19 protein-coding genes and 1 pseudogene are annotated in these 17,393 nt (G+C 65.9%); 11 read left to right on the top strand and 9 right to left on the bottom strand.

What is annotated here, in order from left to right:
- Positions 1-124: 124 nt before the first annotated feature.
- The 3 genes from AC3WTD_RS16310 to AC3WTD_RS16300 all read right to left on the bottom strand — a co-directional run bounded on the left by AC3WTD_RS16310 (position 125) and on the right by AC3WTD_RS16300 (position 3,311).
- Entirely contained in the window at positions 125-538 is a 414-nt protein-coding gene (locus tag AC3WTD_RS16310; RefSeq protein WP_027494000.1) for a hypothetical protein, read from the bottom strand.
- 62 nt (positions 539-600) lie between these two features.
- Complete coding sequence (rlmKL, locus tag AC3WTD_RS16305; protein WP_492614414.1) at positions 601-2,787, bottom strand: bifunctional 23S rRNA (guanine(2069)-N(7))-methyltransferase RlmK/23S rRNA (guanine(2445)-N(2))-methyltransferase RlmL; 2,187 nt, start codon at positions 2,785-2,787, stop codon at positions 601-603.
- Entirely contained in the window at positions 2,784-3,311 is a 528-nt protein-coding gene (locus tag AC3WTD_RS16300; RefSeq protein WP_027494002.1) for an alpha/beta hydrolase, read from the bottom strand. The genes rlmKL and AC3WTD_RS16300 overlap by 4 nt, the downstream gene beginning before the upstream one ends.
- 90 nt (positions 3,312-3,401) lie before the next feature.
- Between AC3WTD_RS16300 and AC3WTD_RS16295 the strand changes: the two genes are divergently transcribed.
- The 4 genes from AC3WTD_RS16295 to AC3WTD_RS16280 all read left to right on the top strand — a co-directional run bounded on the left by AC3WTD_RS16295 (position 3,402) and on the right by AC3WTD_RS16280 (position 6,127).
- Positions 3,402-3,956, top strand: coding sequence for an N-acetylmuramoyl-L-alanine amidase (locus tag AC3WTD_RS16295; RefSeq protein ID WP_492614413.1), 555 nt, complete (start codon positions 3,402-3,404; stop codon positions 3,954-3,956).
- A gap of 147 nt (positions 3,957-4,103) precedes the next feature.
- Entirely contained in the window at positions 4,104-4,970 is an 867-nt protein-coding gene (locus AC3WTD_RS16290; protein ID WP_027494004.1) for an acyl-CoA thioesterase, read from the top strand.
- 13 nt (positions 4,971-4,983) lie between these two features.
- Positions 4,984-5,373 carry a putative signal transducing protein gene (locus AC3WTD_RS16285; RefSeq protein WP_027494005.1) on the top strand — a complete coding sequence of 130 codons (390 nt, stop codon included), beginning with the start codon at positions 4,984-4,986 and terminating at the stop codon, positions 5,371-5,373.
- 46 nt (positions 5,374-5,419) lie between these two features.
- A complete protein-coding gene (locus AC3WTD_RS16280; protein ID WP_027494006.1) occupies positions 5,420-6,127 on the top strand; it encodes an arginyltransferase in 708 nt (235 codons plus the stop codon).
- A 115-nt stretch (positions 6,128-6,242) separates the two neighbouring features.
- On the opposite strand, the gene AC3WTD_RS16275 is transcribed toward AC3WTD_RS16280, so the two are convergent.
- Both AC3WTD_RS16275 and purT read right to left on the bottom strand, forming a co-directional pair.
- Complete coding sequence (locus AC3WTD_RS16275; protein WP_492614412.1) at positions 6,243-7,763, bottom strand: FMN-binding glutamate synthase family protein; 1,521 nt, start codon at positions 7,761-7,763, stop codon at positions 6,243-6,245.
- 273 nt (positions 7,764-8,036) lie between these two features.
- Positions 8,037-9,218, bottom strand: coding sequence for a formate-dependent phosphoribosylglycinamide formyltransferase (gene purT / locus AC3WTD_RS16270; RefSeq protein WP_027494008.1), 1,182 nt, complete (start codon positions 9,216-9,218; stop codon positions 8,037-8,039).
- 152 nt (positions 9,219-9,370) lie between these two features.
- Here purT and AC3WTD_RS16265 point away from each other — a divergent pair, with 152 nt between their 5' ends.
- The 5 genes and pseudogenes from AC3WTD_RS16265 to AC3WTD_RS16245 all read left to right on the top strand — a co-directional run bounded on the left by AC3WTD_RS16265 (position 9,371) and on the right by AC3WTD_RS16245 (position 12,395).
- A complete protein-coding gene (locus AC3WTD_RS16265; RefSeq protein ID WP_492614411.1) occupies positions 9,371-10,207 on the top strand; it encodes a type II restriction endonuclease in 837 nt (278 codons plus the stop codon).
- A gap of 2 nt (positions 10,208-10,209) precedes the next feature.
- Positions 10,210-11,124: a DNA adenine methylase gene (locus tag AC3WTD_RS16260; RefSeq protein ID WP_492614410.1), complete on the top strand. Its 915-nt coding sequence runs from the start codon at positions 10,210-10,212 to the stop codon at positions 11,122-11,124.
- A 74-nt stretch (positions 11,125-11,198) separates the two neighbouring features.
- A pseudogene (locus AC3WTD_RS16255) lies at positions 11,199-11,393 on the top strand (SPFH domain-containing protein); the annotation flags it as partial.
- Between the two features lie 8 nt (positions 11,394-11,401).
- Positions 11,402-11,596 carry a type II toxin-antitoxin system antitoxin gene (locus AC3WTD_RS16250; RefSeq protein WP_027494010.1) on the top strand — a complete coding sequence of 65 codons (195 nt, stop codon included), beginning with the start codon at positions 11,402-11,404 and terminating at the stop codon, positions 11,594-11,596.
- A gap of 25 nt (positions 11,597-11,621) precedes the next feature.
- Positions 11,622-12,395 (top strand): CPBP family glutamic-type intramembrane protease, encoded by a 774-nt coding sequence (locus AC3WTD_RS16245; protein WP_492614409.1) that lies wholly within the window; start codon positions 11,622-11,624, stop codon positions 12,393-12,395.
- An 8-nt stretch (positions 12,396-12,403) separates the two neighbouring features.
- Here the strand turns inward: AC3WTD_RS16245 and AC3WTD_RS16240 are convergent, their stop codons facing one another.
- Both AC3WTD_RS16240 and AC3WTD_RS16235 read right to left on the bottom strand, forming a co-directional pair.
- The gene (locus AC3WTD_RS16240; protein WP_027494012.1) at positions 12,404-12,814 is read right to left on the bottom strand and encodes a hypothetical protein; all 411 of its coding nucleotides are present in this window, start codon (positions 12,812-12,814) and stop codon (positions 12,404-12,406) included.
- A gap of 50 nt (positions 12,815-12,864) precedes the next feature.
- Complete coding sequence (locus AC3WTD_RS16235) at positions 12,865-13,242, bottom strand: DUF423 domain-containing protein (protein WP_492614408.1); 378 nt, start codon at positions 13,240-13,242, stop codon at positions 12,865-12,867.
- Positions 13,243-13,321: 79 nt separating this feature from the next.
- On the opposite strand from AC3WTD_RS16235, the gene AC3WTD_RS16230 reads away from it, so the two are divergent.
- Positions 13,322-13,939, top strand: a complete 618-nt coding sequence (locus AC3WTD_RS16230) for an SCO family protein (protein WP_492614407.1) — start codon at positions 13,322-13,324, stop codon at positions 13,937-13,939.
- The gene (locus AC3WTD_RS16225) at positions 13,936-14,466 is read left to right on the top strand and encodes a copper chaperone PCu(A)C (RefSeq protein ID WP_492614406.1); all 531 of its coding nucleotides are present in this window, start codon (positions 13,936-13,938) and stop codon (positions 14,464-14,466) included. The genes AC3WTD_RS16230 and AC3WTD_RS16225 overlap by 4 nt, the downstream gene beginning before the upstream one ends.
- Positions 14,467-14,481: 15 nt before the next feature.
- On the opposite strand, the gene AC3WTD_RS16220 is transcribed toward AC3WTD_RS16225, so the two are convergent.
- On the bottom strand, positions 14,482-15,363 hold the full coding sequence (locus AC3WTD_RS16220) for a cytochrome c oxidase assembly protein (protein ID WP_027494016.1): 882 nt from the start codon (positions 15,361-15,363) through the stop codon (positions 14,482-14,484).
- Between the two features lie 111 nt (positions 15,364-15,474).
- Positions 15,475-17,391 carry a GldG family protein gene (locus AC3WTD_RS16215; RefSeq protein ID WP_492614405.1) on the bottom strand — a complete coding sequence of 639 codons (1,917 nt, stop codon included), beginning with the start codon at positions 17,389-17,391 and terminating at the stop codon, positions 15,475-15,477.
- Positions 17,392-17,393: the final 2 nt, after the last annotated feature.

Genomic DNA, 17,393 nt, shown 5'->3' with positions numbered 1-17,393 from the left:
GCCCCCGTGAAGTCAAACGGCGACCCCACAAGTACCCCACGAAAACGCCAGTCAGCTTAACTGACTGGCATTACGGCATGGCCGGGCCTTTCGCGGTCACACGCTGCCGACGCGGTCGCCGGGCTCAATCGTCGTCGTCATCGTCGTAGCCATCGTCGCGGATGTAGCGCACCCGGTACGGGTCGTCGTACACCACCGTGCGCTCGACCACACGACGACGCACCACCGGGGCATCCTCGTAGATCACCGTGCGCGGCGGGCCGTACACCACCGGTGCCTCGTAGTACACCGGCGCCGGGCGCAGCGCATCGCTGACCAGGCCCGCCACTGCGCCGGTGACGATGGCGCCGGCGATCCAGTGGTCGCCGCTCCAGTGCCCGCCATGGCCGTAGTAACCACCGTGGTAACCGTGGTAGTCACCACCCCAGCCGTGACCACCATGGTCGTGCGCCGACGCGCCCAGTGGCACCGCCACAGCCACTGCAACCGCCAGGCCGATGGCCGCCAGCCTGCCCGTCCTGCCGATGCTCTTGGTCATGATCGTTCTCCGTTGTACGGGGCGGATGCTCATCCGATCACGCTTAATCTGCACTGAAGGGTTCACGTTTTCGGGCGTGCGTTTTCCCAGGGATTGATCCCCGTCACGGCCTGGCGCCGGCGCAGCAGCCAGCAGCCGTGGATGTCGCCCCGGCGGGCGAAGTCGAACGGGATGCTGGGCGCGCTCCAATCCTCGATCTCGAAGTGCGCCTGCAGCGCTTCCCGGTCGAGCTTGAAGCGGCGGAAATTGTTGGAGAACACGATCACGCCGTCGCGGGTCAGCCGCTCGTTGCAGGCTTCCAGCAGGGCCACATGGTCGCGTTGCACGTCGAAATCCTCGGCGCGCTTGGAGTTCGAGAAGGTCGGCGGGTCGACGTACACCAGCCCGTAATGGCCGCGGTCGCGCTGCAGGAATTCCATGGCGTCGAACTGCATCAGCCGGTGGCGCGCACCGCTGAAGCCGTTCAGCACGAGGTTGCGCGAAGCCCATTCGAGATAAGTCGCCGACAGGTCCACGCTGGTGGTCTCCAGCGCGCCGCCGGCGGCGGCGTACACGCTGGCGGTGGCGGTGTAGGCGAACAGGTTGAGGAAGCACTTGCCGCGCGCCAGTTCGCGCAGCTTGGCGCGCACCAGGCGATGATCGAGGAACAGGCCGGTATCCAGATAGTCGGTGAGGTTGACCAGGAACTTCAGGCCGCCCTCCTCCACCTCGATGAACTCGCCGCGCTGGTCGAACTGGCCGTACTTGGAGCCGCCCTTGCCGCGCTCGCGGGTTTTCAGCACGATGCGCTCGCGCGGCACGCCGAACACCTCGCCGGCGACGCGGGCAATCTCGCGCAGGCGCAGCCGCGCCATGTCGGCCGGCACGTCGGCGGGCGCGCGGTATTCCTGGATATGCAGGTGCTCGTCGCCACGCGTGTCGCCGTAGACGTCGATCGCGGCGGCGTACTCGGGCAGGTCCTGGTCGTAGGCACGCCAGCAATGGATGGCTTCGCGGGCCAGCCGCTTGCGCAGGTGCCTGGCGTTCTTTTCCAGCCGGTTCTTCAGCATCTGTGCGCCGGCGGACAGCGGCTTGGCTTCGCGCGGCGGTTGCTCGCGCGTTTTCAGGTCGAAGGTCAGCAGCACGGTTTCCAGCGCGCCGTTGTACAGCGCGTAGCGCTTGTCCGCATGCAGCTGCATCGCGCGACCCAGTTCCACATCCCCGGCCAGCACCGCGGCGCGCCAGCCGACGAAGCGCTGGCGCAGGGTGTCGCCCAATGCGCGGTACAGCTTCGGCATCTCGGCGCGATCGCCGAGGCGCTCGCCGTACGGCGGGTTGGTGATGACCAGGCCGTGGTCGATGCCCGGCGGCGGCGCGGCATGCGCCATGTCCTGCCGGTCCAGGGTGAAGAAGCCGGCCACGCCCGCCTGCTGCGCATTGCGCTTGGCCGTCTGCACCATGCGCGGGTCGGCGTCGCTGCCGAAGAAGCAGGGGCGCAGCGCACGCAGGCCGGCTTCGGCGCGCTGCTGCGCCTCGTCCAGCAGGCTGCGCCACAGCGCGATATCGTGCTGCTGCCAGCCGAGGAAGCCGAAGTATTCGCGGCGCAAGCCGGGCGCCACGTCGGCCGCCATCAACGCGCCTTCGATCAGCAGCGTGCCGGAACCGCACATCGGGTCGAGCAGCGCTCCGCCGGCGGCGTACACCTCGGGCCAATGCGCGCGCAGCAGCATCGCGCTGGCGAGGTTTTCCTTCAGCGGCGCCTCGCCCTGCTCCTCGCGCCAACCGCGCCGGTGCAGCGGCGAGCCGGCCAGATCCAGCGACACGATCGCGCGGTCGCGGCGCAGGCGCAGGTTGATGCGGATGTCCGGCTCCTCGGTGTCGATGCCGGGGCGCGAGCCGTCGCGCTGGCGGAACTGGTCCACCACGGCATCCTTCACGCGCAGGCCGATGAACTGGCTGTGGGTCAGCTTGCTCAATGCGGTGCCGGCGTCCACCGCGAAGGTGGCGTGCGCGGCCAGATGTTCACTCCAGTCGATCGCCTGCACGCCGCGGTACAGTGCCTCGTCGTCGGCGGCGTCGAACTCGGCCAGCGGCAGCAGGATGCGGCTGGCCAGGCGCGACCACAGGCAGGCCCGGTATGCGGTTTCCAGCGTGCCGGCGAAGTGCGCGCCGGCCAGCGCCTCGCGCACGTCGAGCGCACCCAGTGCAGCCAGCTCGTCGCGCAGCAGGTATTCCATGCCTTTCGGGCAGGTGGCGAAGTACTGACTCATGCGGCCGCCGCCCGTTGGTCGAGCATGCCGCGGAACTGCGCCGCGATCATGCCCATGCTGGAACCCAGCCGGTGGTCGTCGTCCAGCACCAGCAGCGGCAGGCGGCGCTTCGCGGCGAACGCGTGCACGCCGGCCAGCGGGCAGATCTCGTCGCGCCAGCCGTGGATCAGCAGCGCGGGCACGTCCTCGCGCAAGTCGAACTTGCGTGCGTAGCCGGGGATTTCGCTGGGCGTGGCCAGCAGCAGCAAACCGGCCACTGGCACATCCAGCGAGACCAGCCCGGAGACGAAAGCACCCATGCTGGAGCCGACCAGCAGCGGCGGAGCATCCTGCGCCTCGATGGTGGCGCGCAGGCGAGCGACCCGCGGCGCCACCGAACCGGCAAAGCCGCGTGCGTCGTCGGCGCGGTAGTCCGGCCGCTGCGTGCGCCAGCCCAGCGATTCGGCCAGAGTGGCCAGCGCGCTGACCTTGGTGGCGTCCGGCCCGGAATCCGAGCCGTGCGAAAGAATGATCTGGCCGCGCATGGCGGTCTCCGTGGAAAGTGCCGAAAGCCGAGGCGTGCATGGTAACAGGCAGCGTTTTCGCCCCCGCCCGCCGCATGCGAGACTTGGCCGATGCCATTGACCATCCACGACCAGCCGTTGCCCTACGTCGACCTGTTGCCGGAACGTCCGGCCGCAGCGGTCGAGCTGGTGGTGATCCACTGCACCGAGCTGCCGGACCTGGCCACCGCGCGCGAATACGGCGAACGCGCGCTGCACGCCAGCGGTACCGGCAACAGCGGCCACTATTACGTCGACCGCGACGGCGCGGTGTATCGCTACGTACCCGGCACCCGCATCGCCCATCACGTGCGCGGGCACAATCCGAATTCCATCGGCATCGAGCTGGTGAACGCGGGCCGCTATCCCGACTGGTTCGACTCGCGCCGCCAGACCATGACCGAGCCCTACCCCGCCGCGCAGATCGACGCGTTGCTCGCCCTGCTGGCGCAGTTGCGCGCGGAGTTCCCGCACCTGCGCCGGATCGCCGGCCACGAGGAGCTGGACACCGATCTGATGCCCGCCAGCGACGATCCTGCGCGACAGATCCGCCGCAAGCTCGACCCCGGCCCGCGCTTTCCATGGGATGCCATCGTGCCCGCCAGCGGCCTCAAGCGGCTGCGCTAGACGCGCCCTGCGCGCCCGCTGCGCAGGTGGCGATGCCCGTCGCCCCGTTCGGTGATCGCCAGACTCGACCACGCCCCGCCACACACTTCGCCATGCCCGGACGCAGGCCGCCGCCGCTATACTGGCACCCTTTTGCAGGGATCCGCCATGAGCGAAGACCACGTCGCCGAACTGGTCCAGCTGCTTCGCCTGGAGCGACTGGAAGACAACCTGTTCCGCGGCCAGAGCCGCGACATCGGCACGCGCTTCGTGTTCGGCGGCCAGGTGCTGGGGCAGGCGCTGTCGGCGGCGCAGCAGACCGTCGACCCCTCGCGCGAGGCGCATTCGCTGCATGCCTACTTCCTGCGTGCCGGCGACATCGAGGCGCCGATCATCTACAGCGTGGAACGCACCCGCGACGGCGGTACGTTCTCCTCGCGCCGGGTGGTGGCGATCCAGCACGGCCAGCCGATCCTGAACGGCTCGATCTCGTTCCAGGCGCCCGAGCCGGGCGTGGAACACCAGATCAGCATGCCCGAGGTGCCCGCGCCGGAAGACATCGAGCCGCTGCATCCGCTACCGCCGGACGAGCTGGTGCGGCTGCCGGTGAAGCTGCAACGCTGGCTTGGCATCGACGGCCCGTTCGAGTTCCGCCAGGTGTGGCCACGCGACGAGATGCACCCGGTCAAGCGCCCGCCGATCCAGCACATCTGGTTCCGGCTCACCTCGCCGATCGACGACGCGGCGATCCTGCACCGCGCGCTGCTGGCCTATGCTTCCGATTTCCACCTGATCGGCACCGCTACCCTGCCGCACGGCATCTCCTACATGACCCACAACGTGCAGATGGCCAGCCTCGACCACGCGCTGTGGTTCCACCGTCCGGTCCGCGTCGACGAATGGCTGCTGTACTCGTTCGATAGTCCCACCGCGCAGGGCGCGCGCGGCCTGGCGCGCGGGCAGATCTTCAGCCGCGACGGTCGCCTGGTGGCTTCCTCCGCGCAGGAAGGGCTGATCCGCGTGCGCGGCGATTGAGTAGAATCGCCGCATGCGTCAGATCTACACCTCGCCCCGCCCGGAAAGCGTCGACGCCGTGGTCGCCCTGATGGCCGAGCACGGCATCGCCGCGACGGTGGAAAACCGCTCCAACTACAACCGGCCGAGCTACCAGCGTTTCAGCTACTCGGCGCGCAACGATGATCGCGGCCGCTGGGCGCAGGTGTGGATCACCCACGCCGACGACTACCCCAGGGCGCGCGCGCTGCTGCGCCAGATCGGCATCGAGCCGGTGGTGCGCCACGGCGAGGAACTGGCCGCGGCGCGCAACCCCAGCCCGCTGGACCGGCGCAACCGCACGGTAACGCGGGTGCGCCGCATCGTGCTGCTGGTGGTGCTGGCGGTGCTGGCCGTGGCGATGCTGCGCTTCCTGCGCATGTAACACCCCCCGGGATGCGCCGTCGCGGCGTGCGGCATAGAATCGGGGAATGCGCCGTTCCGACCAAGTCCGCCTGTTCCAGACGCTGCCTCACGCGTGCGGCTACTACGCCGACCGCACGGCGCAGAACCTGGTGCTGGACCCGGCCGCGCCGAACCTCGACAAGCTGTATGGCCCGGCGCTCGAACGCGGCTTCCGCCGCGCCGGCGGCCACTTGTACTTCCCGCACTGCGCGCAATGCCATGCCTGCACGCCGTGCCGCATCGACGTGGCGAATTTCCAGCCGGACCGCGCCCAGCGCCGCTGTCTGAAGCGCAACGCCGACCTCGTGCTCAGCGAGTCGATCCCCGGCTACAACCGCGAGCGCCACGCGCTGTACGAGCGCTACCTGCAGAGCCGCCACGCCGGCGGCGGCATGGACGATGCAGAAGCCAGCGACTTCCGCCGCTTCCTCACCGCACCGTGGAGCCCCACCCTGTTCATGGAGCTGCGTCTGGGCGAGCGTCTGCTCGCGGTGGCGGTTACCGACGTCTGCCCGAACGGCGCGTCGGCCGTCTATACCTTCTACGACCCCGACGAGACCGCACGCAGCCTCGGCACCTGCGCCATCCTGCAGCAGGTGGCGTTGTGCCGCCGTCGCGGCCTGCCCTGGCTGTACCTGGGCTTCTGGATCGACGGCCACCCGAAGATGGACTACAAGCGGCGCTTCAAGCCGCTGCAGATCCGCACCGCCGAAGGCTGGCAGGCGATGCCGTAGGAGCGCACCCTGTCCACAAGGGACTTCCTTCGGTCGTGCGCGATGCTCTGATGTCGACCAGAGCGAATAGCATCGCGCACAGAGCCTGCCCCGGACTCGATCCGGGGGTGCGCTCCTACAGGCGTTGGGCCCGGGCGTCTGCCTGCGGATACGGAAACAGCTGCTCCAGCGGGATCGACAGGCCGTCGTCGCCGACCACGCGGCAATGGCTGCGCCTGAGCTGGCGCGGTTCGCTGACGCCGCAGCTGTGCGCGATGATGCCGACCTCGTGCATCAGGTTCTTCGCGTAGTGGTACACCCGCTCGCTCTTGTCGCTGACCACCAGGCCGCGCTGCAGTTTCGGGTTCTGCGTGGTGATGCCGGTGGGACAGGTGTTGCGGTTGCACTGCAGCGACTGGATGCAGCCCAGCGCCAGCATGAAGCCGCGCGCCGAGTTGACGAAGTCCGCGCCGAGCGACAGCGCCCACGCCACGTCGTAGGCGGTGATGCACTTGCCCGAGCAGACCACCTTGATACGCTGGCGCAGGCCCTTGACGATCAGCATGTCGAGCAGCGCCGGCAAGGCCTCGTGCAGCGGCAGGCCGACGCCTTCCATCAAGGTTTGCGGCGCCGCGCCGGTGCCGCCCTCGGAGCCGTCGACGATGATGAAGTCGGGCGCGCTCGCGATACCGCGCTTCCTCACCTCATCGCACAGCTCGCCGATCCACTCCACGCCACCCAGCACCGCCTTGAAGCCGACCGGCTTGCCGGTGAGCTCGCGGATATGGCCGATGCTGTCCATCAGTTGCGTGACATTGCCGATGTCGAGGTGTCGGTTCGGGCTCTGCGAATCCTCGCCGACCGGAATACCGCGGATCGCCGCGATCTCGGCGGTGACCTTGGCGCCGGGCAGCAGGCCGCCCATGCCGGGCTTGGCGCCCTGGCCCAGCTTGATGCTGACCATCTTCACCTGCGGGTGGGCGCAGATCGCCAGCAGCTTGTCATCGTCGAGCTTGCCGTCCGGCGTACGCACGCCGTACTTGGCCGTGCCGATCTCGAAGATGATGTCGCAGCCGCCTTCGAGGTGGTACGGCGCCAGGCCACCCTCGCCGGTATCCATCCAGATGCCCGCCTTGGCCGCGCCGCGCGACAACGCACGCACCGCTGGTGCCGACAATGCGCCAAAACTCATCGCCGAGATGTTGAAGAACGCCGCGTGGCTGTATGGCTCGCGCGCATACGGGCCGATCGTCACCGGCACCGGCTCGACGTGGTCCACGCCCAGGTCGGGGAACGGCGCATTGACGAAGAACGGCACGCCCTCGGCGCGCAGGTCGCGACTGGAACCGAACGCGTTGGTGTTGTCCACGTTCTTCGCCGCGCGGTAGACCCAGGTGCGCTGCGCGCGGTTGAACGGCAGCTCCTCGCGGTCGCTGGAATACAGGTACTGGCGGAAGAACTCACCCAGGTGCAGGAACCAGTAGCGGAAGTGGCCGACCACCGGAAAGTTGCGCAGCACCGCGTTGCCGGTCTGGTTGCGGTCGACCACCCAGGTCACCGCCAGCACCACCACCGCCAGGGCCAGCAGCAGCAGGGCAAAAGCCGTGACCAGTTCGACCAGCACCACCAGCCAGTGCGCAAAGCCGCTTGATTCCATCCTGCCTCTCCTTACCGTCAGAGCTTGTGAAGAAAACCACATCCTGTGGTTTTCTTCAGTCGCCATCGGGCAACCGCTCCTGCGTTGCCTCAACTCGGGCATCGGGCAACTGCTCCTGCGTTGCCTCAACTCGGGCATCCATGCCATCGCCATGCCATCGCCCTGGCCGACCTGAGAGGTTGAAAAAATTACAACCTCTCAGTCGAATACCGGTGGCGACGACGCGGCCGCCATCGCCAAGCCTATCGCATGGACTCGTTCAGGCGGATGCGCTCACAGCTCGATGCGCAGATGGCCCGCCGCACGCACCGCCTTGCCCACTGCCGCCTCCAGCGTGGCCCCGCGCGCCAGCGTCACCGCCATGCGCCGGCGCCCCTTCACCGCGGGCTTGCCGAAGATGCGCAGCTGCGTATCCGGCTCGGCCAGCGCCGCGGCCACGCCGTGGTAGCGCGGCCCGGCGCCGGCGCCTTCGACCAGCACCGCGCACGACGCCGCCGGCCCGTACTGGTGGATCACCGGGATCGGCAGGCCGAGGATCGCCCGCGCGTGCAGCGCGAACTCGGAGAACTCCTGCGAGATCAGCGTGACCAGGCCGGTGTCGTGCGGCCGCGGGCTGACCTCGGAGAAGATCACCGCGTCGCCCTTGACGAAGAACTCCACGCCGAACACGCCCCAGCCGCCCAGCGCACCGGTGACCGCGGCAGCCTGCCGCTGCGCCTCGGCCAGCGCGGCGTCGCTCATCGGCTGCGGCTGCCATGACTCGCGGTAGTCGCCTTCTTCCTGGCGATGGCCGATCGGCGCGCAGAAGCTGACGCCGTCGACATGCCGCACGGTGAGCATGGTGATCTCGTAGTCGAAGTCGACGAAACCCTCGACGATCACCCGGCCCTTGCCCGCGCGCCCGCCGGATTGCGCGTAATCCCACGCGCGCTGCAGCGCGTCGGCACTGCGCACCACGCTCTGGCCCTTGCCCGACGAACTCATCACCGGCTTGATCACGAACGGGTAGCCGATCGCGGCCACCGCGTCGCGGTATTGCGCCTCGTCGTCGCAGAAGCGGTAGGGCGAGGTGGGCAGCCTGAGTTCCTCGGCGGCCAGCCGGCGGATGCCCTCGCGGTCCATGGTCAGCCACGCCGCGCGGGCAGTCGGGATCACCCGCTGGCCTTCTTTCTCCAGTTCGATCAGGGTCGGCGTGTGGATCGCCTCGATCTCCGGCACCACCACGTCGGGCTTTTCCCGCTCGATCACCGCGCGCAGCGCCTGGCCGTCCAGCATGTCGATCACGTGGCTGCGATGGGCCACCTGCATCGCCGGCGCGTTCGCGTAGCGATCCACCGCGATCACCTCCACCGCGTAGCGCTGCAGCTCGATCGCCACCTCCTTGCCCAGCTCGCCGGCGCCCAGCAGCAGCACGCGCAGCGCGTGGTCGGAATGGGGCGTGCCGAAAGGTTTCATCGGGTTCTCCGCGGGAGGACAAATTGCTATTGTAGACACGTGCGCCGTCAGCGCTGAGCACAGTCCTTGCATCAGGGACTGAAGCAAATCGGTTAAAGTCAAAACTTGACAGTAAATCACCCGAGAACGTTCGGCACGGTGGCCAAGCATTTATGAAAAGAACGGAAAAAGAAATTTTTGCGAATCTCCTCAAAGGTCTTGTTGCTGAATTAGGAGCTCATGTCAGCTCAGTGGATGGTCAATGGACCGTAAAGGGATTCATCGACGCATTCGAGAATATATACACGATCTCTTCAGATACAAAAATTGTATCCAAGGTTCTTGAAATTCATCTCTTTTCAAAAATCTTAAATTTTGCACAAATAAATGGATATAAAATAGTCCTTGCAGATCACCAAAACTACTACCCAGACATATCCTTCGTCAAAAAAAATGATGAATTGGTGAAATTCGCAGTCGATTTTAAGACTACGTACCGAAATCCAAAGAAGCCTCACCTATGCAACGGCTTCACACTTGGCTCTCATGGTAAATATTTTGAAGATCGCACTAGCAAAAAAAATATCCAATTCCCCTACAGCGATTATTCCGGTCACTTTTGCCTCGGCATAATTTATGACAGGGCGGATGCCGCGTCAATAGATGAAACGAAAGTATTCAAATTCAACCAACTTCAGTCCATCACATCAGTAGTAAAAAATTTTAGCTTCTTCGTGGCAGAAAAATGGCAAATTGCAAGCGATAAGGGCGGCAGTGGAAATACTGCGAACATAGGAAGCATTAAAAACATTAATGACATTATTAACGGTCGTGGAATGTTCTCTAGGCTCGGAGAAGACTGGTTTGATGAGTACTGGATGAATTACAAGAAAATCACTGTTAAAAACAGTACGGGAAAAACGAGTGTTATTTCTACGCTTCGGAAGTTCGTGGAATACAAAGGTGGCGATATATTACTTATCGTTGGCAAAGAAGCCGATCAGGAATGAACATGAAAATTGGCGCGCCCCCAATTAAGTCGCAAGGCATAAAAACCAAGCTTGTCCCTTGGATAAACAGCTTAGTCCCTCATAATTTCAATGGCACATGGATTGAACCGTTCATGGGCACCGGCGCAGTAGCCTTTAATATCGCTCCCAAACACGCCATTCTATGCGACACAAATCCACATTTAATAAATTTTTACTCTTCAATTGCTGCTCGAAAGATAACTACTGAAATAGCAAAAGATTATCTAGAGCACGAAGGCAATCTGCTCTTGACGAGGGGTGAAGACCATTACTACTCGATCAGGGATAGATTTAACAAGTCACACTCGTCGCTTGACTTCCTGTTTCTAAGTCGCGCCGGATTCAATGGTATGATCAGGTTTAATCGAAAGGGAATTTTTAATATTCCTTTTTGTAGAAAACCACAACGATTTGCGCAGTCATATGTTACAAAAATAATCAATCAAATCGCATGGGTGGACAGAATAATTAAATCTAAAAATTTTGTATTCAAATGTCAGGACTTTAGCAAGACCATCACTGAAGCATCTAGTGAAGACATCATCTATTGCGACCCGCCATACATTGACAGACATGCCGATTACTACAATGGGTGGAATGATGCTGACGAACGGGAACTATTCCGTCATCTTTCCAGCACCTCTGGAATCTTTATTTTATCGACGTGGCACCACAACGATTATCGTGAAAATGATTATGTGAAGTCATTGTGGTCAGCACATAATATCCTTACACGCGGACATTTTTATCATGTTGGAGGGAGCAAAAAAAATAGAAATCCCATCACCGAAGCACTGGTTACAAATCTCACAATAGCAACCGCCAAACATGATGAACACGCTCCTCCTCTCCAGCATACTTTGCTTGAGACACGAGCAGGATATAAAGCTGCATAGCCCTACCTCACCAATGATGCTTTTGCCGGAGATCTATCGCCATAAATTGATGCAGACCGGCATCGCCCCAGACCCGCCTCGGCAAGGCCGGCATGCAGGTGGTCGAGGCGCGCATCAGCCACCTCGCCATGGCACTGGACCAGCTCAACCGACGCGGCGTGGTGAGCTTGGACGAGGAGCGCAAGGCGGCCATGGTCAGCAACCTGCTGGTGGTGCTGTGCGGCGAGCGCGGCACCCAGCCGGTGCTGAACACCGGCACCTTGTACTGATCGTCGCGATGGCCGGCGAGAAAAAAGCCTATCCGCTGCGCATCAGCGCTGCCGTACTGGAGGCCATGCAGCGCTGGTCCGACGACGAGTTGCGCAGCCTCAACGCGCAGATCGAGTACGTGCTGCGCGAGGCGCTGCGCAAGGCCGGCCGGCTGAAGGCCGGTCCGGCGAGGCCGGCGGCCGACGACCACGACGCCGATTGAGCAACCCACGAAGGAGGACGAGCGCATGCCTGCCCACCCGCCGGTCAGCGGCCCGCACCTGAAGCTCGCCGCGCTGCTCGGTCTCGCTGGCGCGCTGGCTACGCTGGCGCTGATGCCCTACGCGATGGTGCTGATGCCGCAGCAGTTCGCCGCAGCGCCGTTGCCCTTGCCCGTCATCGTGCTGCAAGCGGTGGTGGAGACTGGCGCGCTGTGCTGGCTGCTGGGCTGGCTCGGCTTGCGTCTGGGCGCGCCGTATGGCCTCGATGCGCCCTGGCTGCGCGCCTGGGTGTACCGGCGGCCGCGCGATCCGGCGTGGCACTCGCGCTGGTGGCTGGCCGGCCTGCTCGGCGTGGCCGCAGCGCTGCTGGTGGCGGGACTGTCGCTGCTCGGCCCGCAGGCGAGCGCCGGACACGCCCACGTTGCCATCCCGGCGTGGCGGGGCGCGCTGGCCTCGTTCTACGGCGGCACGGTGGAAGAAATATTGATGCGGCTGCTGCCGATCAGCGCACTGGTCTGGCTGCTGGCGCGCGGCAACCGGCGCGTGGCGCGCCCGTGGATGTTCGTGCTGGCGATCGTGCTGGCCGCGCTGTTGTTCGGCATCGGCCACCTGCCCGCTGCGCATGCCGCCGGCCTGCTCGGCACGCCGCTGCTGCTCGCGCGCATCGTCCTGCTCAATGCCGTGGTCGGCATCGCCTGCGGCGGACTGTTCTGGAAGTACGGGCTGGAGCACGCGATGCTGGCGCACTTCTGCGCCGATCTGGTGCTGCACGTGGCACTGCCGCTGACCGGTACCGCCTGACCCGCCGCTCAGCGGCCGCTGGCGGCCACCGCCTGCAACTGCGGCAGCTTCAGCCGCACCGTCGGATGCTGCTTGCCCGTTACCCACAGCCATGGTCCCTGCCGCGCGATCGACTGCACCTCCGGCAGGCCGTCGTCAGCGCCCAGCCGCTGCAGCGGACGACCGCTGGCGGCGTCGTAGACCACCAGTTCGCGGGTCGCCGGGTCGACCACCAGCAGCCAGTCGTGGGCTGCGTCCTGCCAGTGCACCAGCGACGACGTCGACGGTGTTCCCGCCGCGCGACCGGCAACCGGCCAGCACCACCACAACGGCGCTGCCGCCAACGCCAGCAGCAGCGCGGCGCCGGCCATGCCGCGGGAGAAGCGGCCTGGCGACCACGCCACGGCGGGCCATTGGCGAAGGACGATCTGCGGGTTCATGCCCCGCACCATCGCAAGCGGCGATGACCGGCGGATGACAGCCGCAAGAACTATTCGTCGCGCGTGCGCAACGCCCAGCCGAGCGCAAGCCAGCCGAGGATGAAGGCCACGCCGCCAAACGGCGTGATGATTCCGGCCCAGCGCGGCACGCCCAGCGCCAGCGCGTACAGGCTGCCGCTGAACAGCACGATGCCGACAGCGAAGGCCACGGCCGCAAGACGTCCGCTGCGGCCGCGCCCGAGTCCCACCGCCACGGCCAGCGCCAACGCATGCCATGCGTGATAGTCCACCGCCGTGCGCCACAGCTCATTGCTACGGACATCAAGCACGCCGCGCAGCGCATGCGCGCCGAACGCACCCAGCAGCACCGCACTGGCTCCGGCCAGGCCGACCAGCAGGGCAACGCGGGAAGTGACAGGTGCTCGCATCGTGCGTATCCGGCCCGGACGAACCCGGCCATGCGGCCGGTGTCGTATGCTTGAATAGGTGAACACCCAGGATTCTCGCATGAAGCCCCGCCACTGGCTGCGCCCCGCCCTGCTGCTCCTGCTGCTCGCCACCGGCGTGCTGCTGGGCGCTTGCCATCGCAGCGAACCGTTGCCGCTGCGGCTGACCAATATCAGCGGGCACATGCCCGACCTCGATTTCAAGCTCACCGACGACAACGGCAAGGCCGTCACCGGTGCCGACTACCGCGGCAAGGTGGTGCTGCTGTACTTCGGCTATACGCACTGCCCCGACGTCTGCCCGCTGACCCTGGCGCAACTGCACGTGGTGATGCAGCGGCTGGGACCGCTGGCCGACGGTGCGCGCATCCTGTTCGTCAGCGTCGACCCGGCGCGCGACACGCCGGCGATCATGCACGGCTACGTCAACGCGTTCGACAAGCGGTCGGTGGGCCTGGTCGGTGATGCGCGCAGCGTCGAGGCGCTGAGCAAGCGCTACCGCTCGGCCTTCACCCGCGAACCCAGTTCGCCCGACGGCAGCTACGAAGTCAGCCACAGCTCGGCGATCTACGTGTTCGACCGCGACGGCCGCGCCCGTCTGCTGGCCACCCCGTCCGCCTCGCAAGACGACCTGGTGCACGACCTGCACCTGCTGCTCGACACCGGAGCCACGTCATGAAGTCATCCCGCCTGAAGTCAGCCGCCCTGCCACTGCTGCTGGCCGGCCTGCTGCTGGCCGGCGGCGCCTACGCCGCCGATGCCGACCACGTCCGCGCCAGCCACGCCTGGATCCGCGTGCTGCCGGGCGCACTGCCGGCCGGCGCCTACGTCACGCTGGAGAACGACGGCGACCAGCCAGTCGCGCTGCGCGGCGCCGGCAGCACGGTTTATGCCGAGGTGATGCTGCACCAGAGTTCGCGCGGAGGCGGCATGAGCCGCATGAGCATGGTCGACGCGCTGAACGTACCCGCACACGGCAAGGTGGAGTTGGCGCCGGGTGGCTACCACCTGATGCTGATGCGGCCGCATGCACTAGTGAAACCCGGCGACACGGTGACGCTGACGCTGCAGTTCGCCGACGGCAGCACGCTGGCCACCGACTTCATCGCACGGCCGGCCAATGCCATGGACGCGGGCGACGAGCACGCCATGCCGGCGATGAATCACAGCACGATGGACCACGGCGCCATGCCGCACGGCCACTGAGCCGCAGCGAAGTTCTCAGTCCGGCGCGCTCGCATCCACCGCGGCCGCATGGCGCGCGGCAGGCCGCGGCAGCGGCTTGCGCGGCAAGCGGCCATGGCGCGACAGCCGCAACCACATGCGCAAGGCCATCAGGCCGCCGATGGACTCCACCAGCGCCGACGGCACCCAGATGATCACGCCGCCGATCAGCTGCCCGGTCAGCACGTTGAAGATGAACGCGCGGCCGCAGATCTCGAAGATCGGGTACAGGTCGGTCTTGGAAAACGTGACGATCGCGCCGGCGACGATCTGCGGCGTCATGGTGATCGCGGGCGACAGCACGCGCAGCCCGGCGGTCATCCGCCCCGGCGGATGCGGCCGGTGATCGAGCACCAGCGACCAGTAGGCGAAGCCGCTGACCAGCATGCTCCAGTTCATGAAGCGGTAGATGCGCCAGTCCAGCATCGCCAGCGTCTGCATCGACGGGATCAGCCAGATCAGGATGAAGACGATGAACAGCAGCGTCGCCACGGTGGGATTCAGCAACACCCCGCCGACCAGCCGCCACGGCCATGAACGCTGCAGCGGCCGCAGCAGGCGCACCCGCCACGCCAGCGGCAGGCCGGCGCGCAGCACCGTGGCCGGATAGGCGGTGACGATCAGCAACGGCGCAATGTGATGCAACAGCAGCTGCTGGATGCGGTGCATGAAGAACTCATGCTCGGCGTAGTAATCCAGATAGGTGTGCAGCGACAGGTAGATGATCGCCATGCCGCACCAGAACGCGAGCTTGCGGCCGAAACCCACCGACCGCCGGCGGCTGCCGCGCAGGTACAGCACGGCGGCCGTCACGAAGCACGCGAGCAGCACCCACGAGAACTCCCACGGCACGATCCATTTCAGCAAGGTAGCGGTCACTGCAACGGCACTTCGGTCTGCACCGGTAACGGCCGGCGACCGCCAAGCATAATGCCGCGCGCCGGAGGAGTCAGCCTCGGGCTTGCGCCGGGTTGCCGCGCAAGAGCCGACTCAACGCCGCCGCCGGCCGTGGCGGGTTCGTCGCCAGCCATACAGCAGGCCCAGCAGCACCACCAACGCCGGCACCAGCACGATGTTGATGAACTTCAGGCGCAGGCCCAGTGCGTCGATCTCGGCATTGAGCTGGTGCTGCACGTCGCGCAGTTCCTTGTTGATCGCCAGCTGGCGCTGGCGGAACTGTTCGATCTCGCGGCGCTGCTCGGTGGTGGCGGTGCTGGCATGACTGCCCTTGGCCGGCTGCAGTTCATCCAGCCGGCGGCGGGTGTCGGCCAGCTCCCGTTCCAGTTCGTGTTCCTTCTGCAGGAACTTCTGGTCGGCCACGTTGCGCAGCGCTTGCACCCGCGTGAACGGCCGTTGCGAGGTGGAGCGCCCGCGGATCGACAGCAGCGCCGAGGAGCCGCTGAGGTTGTCCACCAGGTTGGTGACGAAATCCCCGTTGTTGGCGAACACCCGCATCATGGTCTGGCCGAGGATGGTCTGCGGCTCCACCCACAGCCGGTCGCTGAGCAGGTCGGTGTCGGCGACCAGGATCACCTCGGCATCCGGCGCCGACCTGGCGCGGTGGCCCGCCACGCCGGCACGCTCGGGGAACGCGCTGTCGAAGGTGCCACGCAGGCGCGCCGCCAGCACGTAGTGCGCGTTGTCGGGCTTGTAATCCTGCAGCAGCGAGGTGGGGTCGCTGCTCGCGTCCAGCACCCGCTGGGTCGGCACCACCTCGGCCTCGGCGCTGCTCTGCAGCAGCGGCAGCAGCCGCGCGTGCGCATTCGCGGCGAGGTCGAAGTAGCCGGCGGTGGACACGTTGATCCGCTGCAGGCTGGCGGTGACCACGTCGTTGCGGTTCAGCTCCTGCGTGCCCAGGTCGAGCATCGCCGGATGGTTGAGGCTGCTGCCGGCCAGTTCGATCTGCAGCGCGCGGGCGCGGTCCAGCACCACCTTGTGCGGGTCGTAGCTCACACCCCAGGCCTTGAACAACCGCGGCAGGTCCGAGCCGTGGTCGGGAAAGGTGGTGCTGTCCGGCGCATACGGCGAGGCGTCGAGCTCCGCATCAGGGTCGACGAACACCGCCAGGTGGCCGCCACGCAGCACGTACTGGTCGATCGCGTACTGCGCATCGGGCGGCAGCCGCTTGGGGTGGATCAGCAACAGCACCTTGATGTGCTCATCGATGCTGCGCAACGTCGATGCATCCAGCGATTGCACGTCGAACAGCTGGCCCAACTGCTGCAACACCGCCCACGGCGGCGCGCCGAGCACCGGGTTGCCCCGCACCGGCAGCGAACTGATCACCCCAATCGGCGGCTTGCTGGTCTGGTTCAACTCGTACAGCAGCCTGGCGATGTCGTATTCCAGGAAGGCCTCGCGGGCCGGATCGAAGAACGCGATCGCCAGTGCCTTCTCCGGCATGCGATCGTCCATGGCCTCGTTCTCCAGGCCGCCGGACATGGCGCTGCCGGCCAGGCCGAAGAACACCCGCTCGCCGTTGCTGCCGCCGTTCGCTGCGGTCAGGCCGTTGCCCTCGGCGCTGGCCTCGTCGTCGGAATACGGCACCGGGTCGATGATCTGCAGCCGGATGCGCCCATGCGAACGCGCCACCATCTCCTGCAGCATCTCGCGTACGCGCTGCTCGTAGCTGCGTAGCTGCGGCAGGTCGCGGGTGGCGTGTTCGGAGAAGTACAGGGTCAGCCGCAACGGCCGCTGCAGCGTGTCGACGATGTGCAGCGTGCCCGGCGTCAGCGTGTACAGCTTGTCGGTGGTGAGGTCGACCCGCGAGGCATGCAACCAGCGGCTGCTGGCCACGATCAGCGGCACGAACAGCAGCAGCAGCAGCGCCAGCGCACCGTACAGCGCACCGCGCCGGGTCAGGTGCAGCGGGGTGGCAAGCAGTCGATGCAGGCGCGAGCGGGGCATGG

The organism is Rhodanobacter sp. FW106-PBR-R2A-1-15 (assembly GCF_058789735.1).
This window is presented reverse-complemented; position numbering and strand designations above follow the sequence as displayed.

Excerpts from the sequence above, each read along its gene's own strand:
- AC3WTD_RS16250 (WP_027494010.1), top strand. The coding sequence starts at position 11,402 with ATGGCCGGCGAGAAAAAAGCCTATCCGCTGCGCATCAGCGCTGCCGTA.
- AC3WTD_RS16295 (WP_492614413.1), top strand. The coding sequence starts at position 3,402 with ATGCCATTGACCATCCACGACCAGCCGTTGCCCTACGTCGACCTGTTG.
- AC3WTD_RS16215 (WP_492614405.1), bottom strand. The coding sequence starts at position 17,391 with ATGCCCCGCTCGCGCCTGCATCGACTGCTTGCCACCCCGCTGCACCTG.
- AC3WTD_RS16300 (WP_027494002.1), bottom strand. The coding sequence starts at position 3,311 with ATGCGCGGCCAGATCATTCTTTCGCACGGCTCGGATTCCGGGCCGGAC.
- AC3WTD_RS16260 (WP_492614410.1), top strand. The coding sequence starts at position 10,210 with ATGAAAATTGGCGCGCCCCCAATTAAGTCGCAAGGCATAAAAACCAAG.
- AC3WTD_RS16290 (WP_027494004.1), top strand. The coding sequence starts at position 4,104 with ATGAGCGAAGACCACGTCGCCGAACTGGTCCAGCTGCTTCGCCTGGAG.
- AC3WTD_RS16240 (WP_027494012.1), bottom strand. The coding sequence starts at position 12,814 with ATGAACCCGCAGATCGTCCTTCGCCAATGGCCCGCCGTGGCGTGGTCG.
- AC3WTD_RS16275 (WP_492614412.1), bottom strand. The coding sequence starts at position 7,763 with ATGGAATCAAGCGGCTTTGCGCACTGGCTGGTGGTGCTGGTCGAACTG.
- AC3WTD_RS16230 (WP_492614407.1), top strand. The coding sequence starts at position 13,322 with ATGAAGCCCCGCCACTGGCTGCGCCCCGCCCTGCTGCTCCTGCTGCTC.
- AC3WTD_RS16225 (WP_492614406.1), top strand. The coding sequence starts at position 13,936 with ATGAAGTCATCCCGCCTGAAGTCAGCCGCCCTGCCACTGCTGCTGGCC.
- rlmKL (WP_492614414.1), bottom strand. The coding sequence starts at position 2,787 with ATGAGTCAGTACTTCGCCACCTGCCCGAAAGGCATGGAATACCTGCTG.
- AC3WTD_RS16280 (WP_027494006.1), top strand. The coding sequence starts at position 5,420 with ATGCGCCGTTCCGACCAAGTCCGCCTGTTCCAGACGCTGCCTCACGCG.
- AC3WTD_RS16310 (WP_027494000.1), bottom strand. The coding sequence starts at position 538 with ATGACCAAGAGCATCGGCAGGACGGGCAGGCTGGCGGCCATCGGCCTG.
- AC3WTD_RS16285 (WP_027494005.1), top strand. The coding sequence starts at position 4,984 with ATGCGTCAGATCTACACCTCGCCCCGCCCGGAAAGCGTCGACGCCGTG.
- purT (WP_027494008.1), bottom strand. The coding sequence starts at position 9,218 with ATGAAACCTTTCGGCACGCCCCATTCCGACCACGCGCTGCGCGTGCTG.
- AC3WTD_RS16235 (WP_492614408.1), bottom strand. The coding sequence starts at position 13,242 with ATGCGAGCACCTGTCACTTCCCGCGTTGCCCTGCTGGTCGGCCTGGCC.
- AC3WTD_RS16265 (WP_492614411.1), top strand. The coding sequence starts at position 9,371 with ATGAAAAGAACGGAAAAAGAAATTTTTGCGAATCTCCTCAAAGGTCTT.
- AC3WTD_RS16245 (WP_492614409.1), top strand. The coding sequence starts at position 11,622 with ATGCCTGCCCACCCGCCGGTCAGCGGCCCGCACCTGAAGCTCGCCGCG.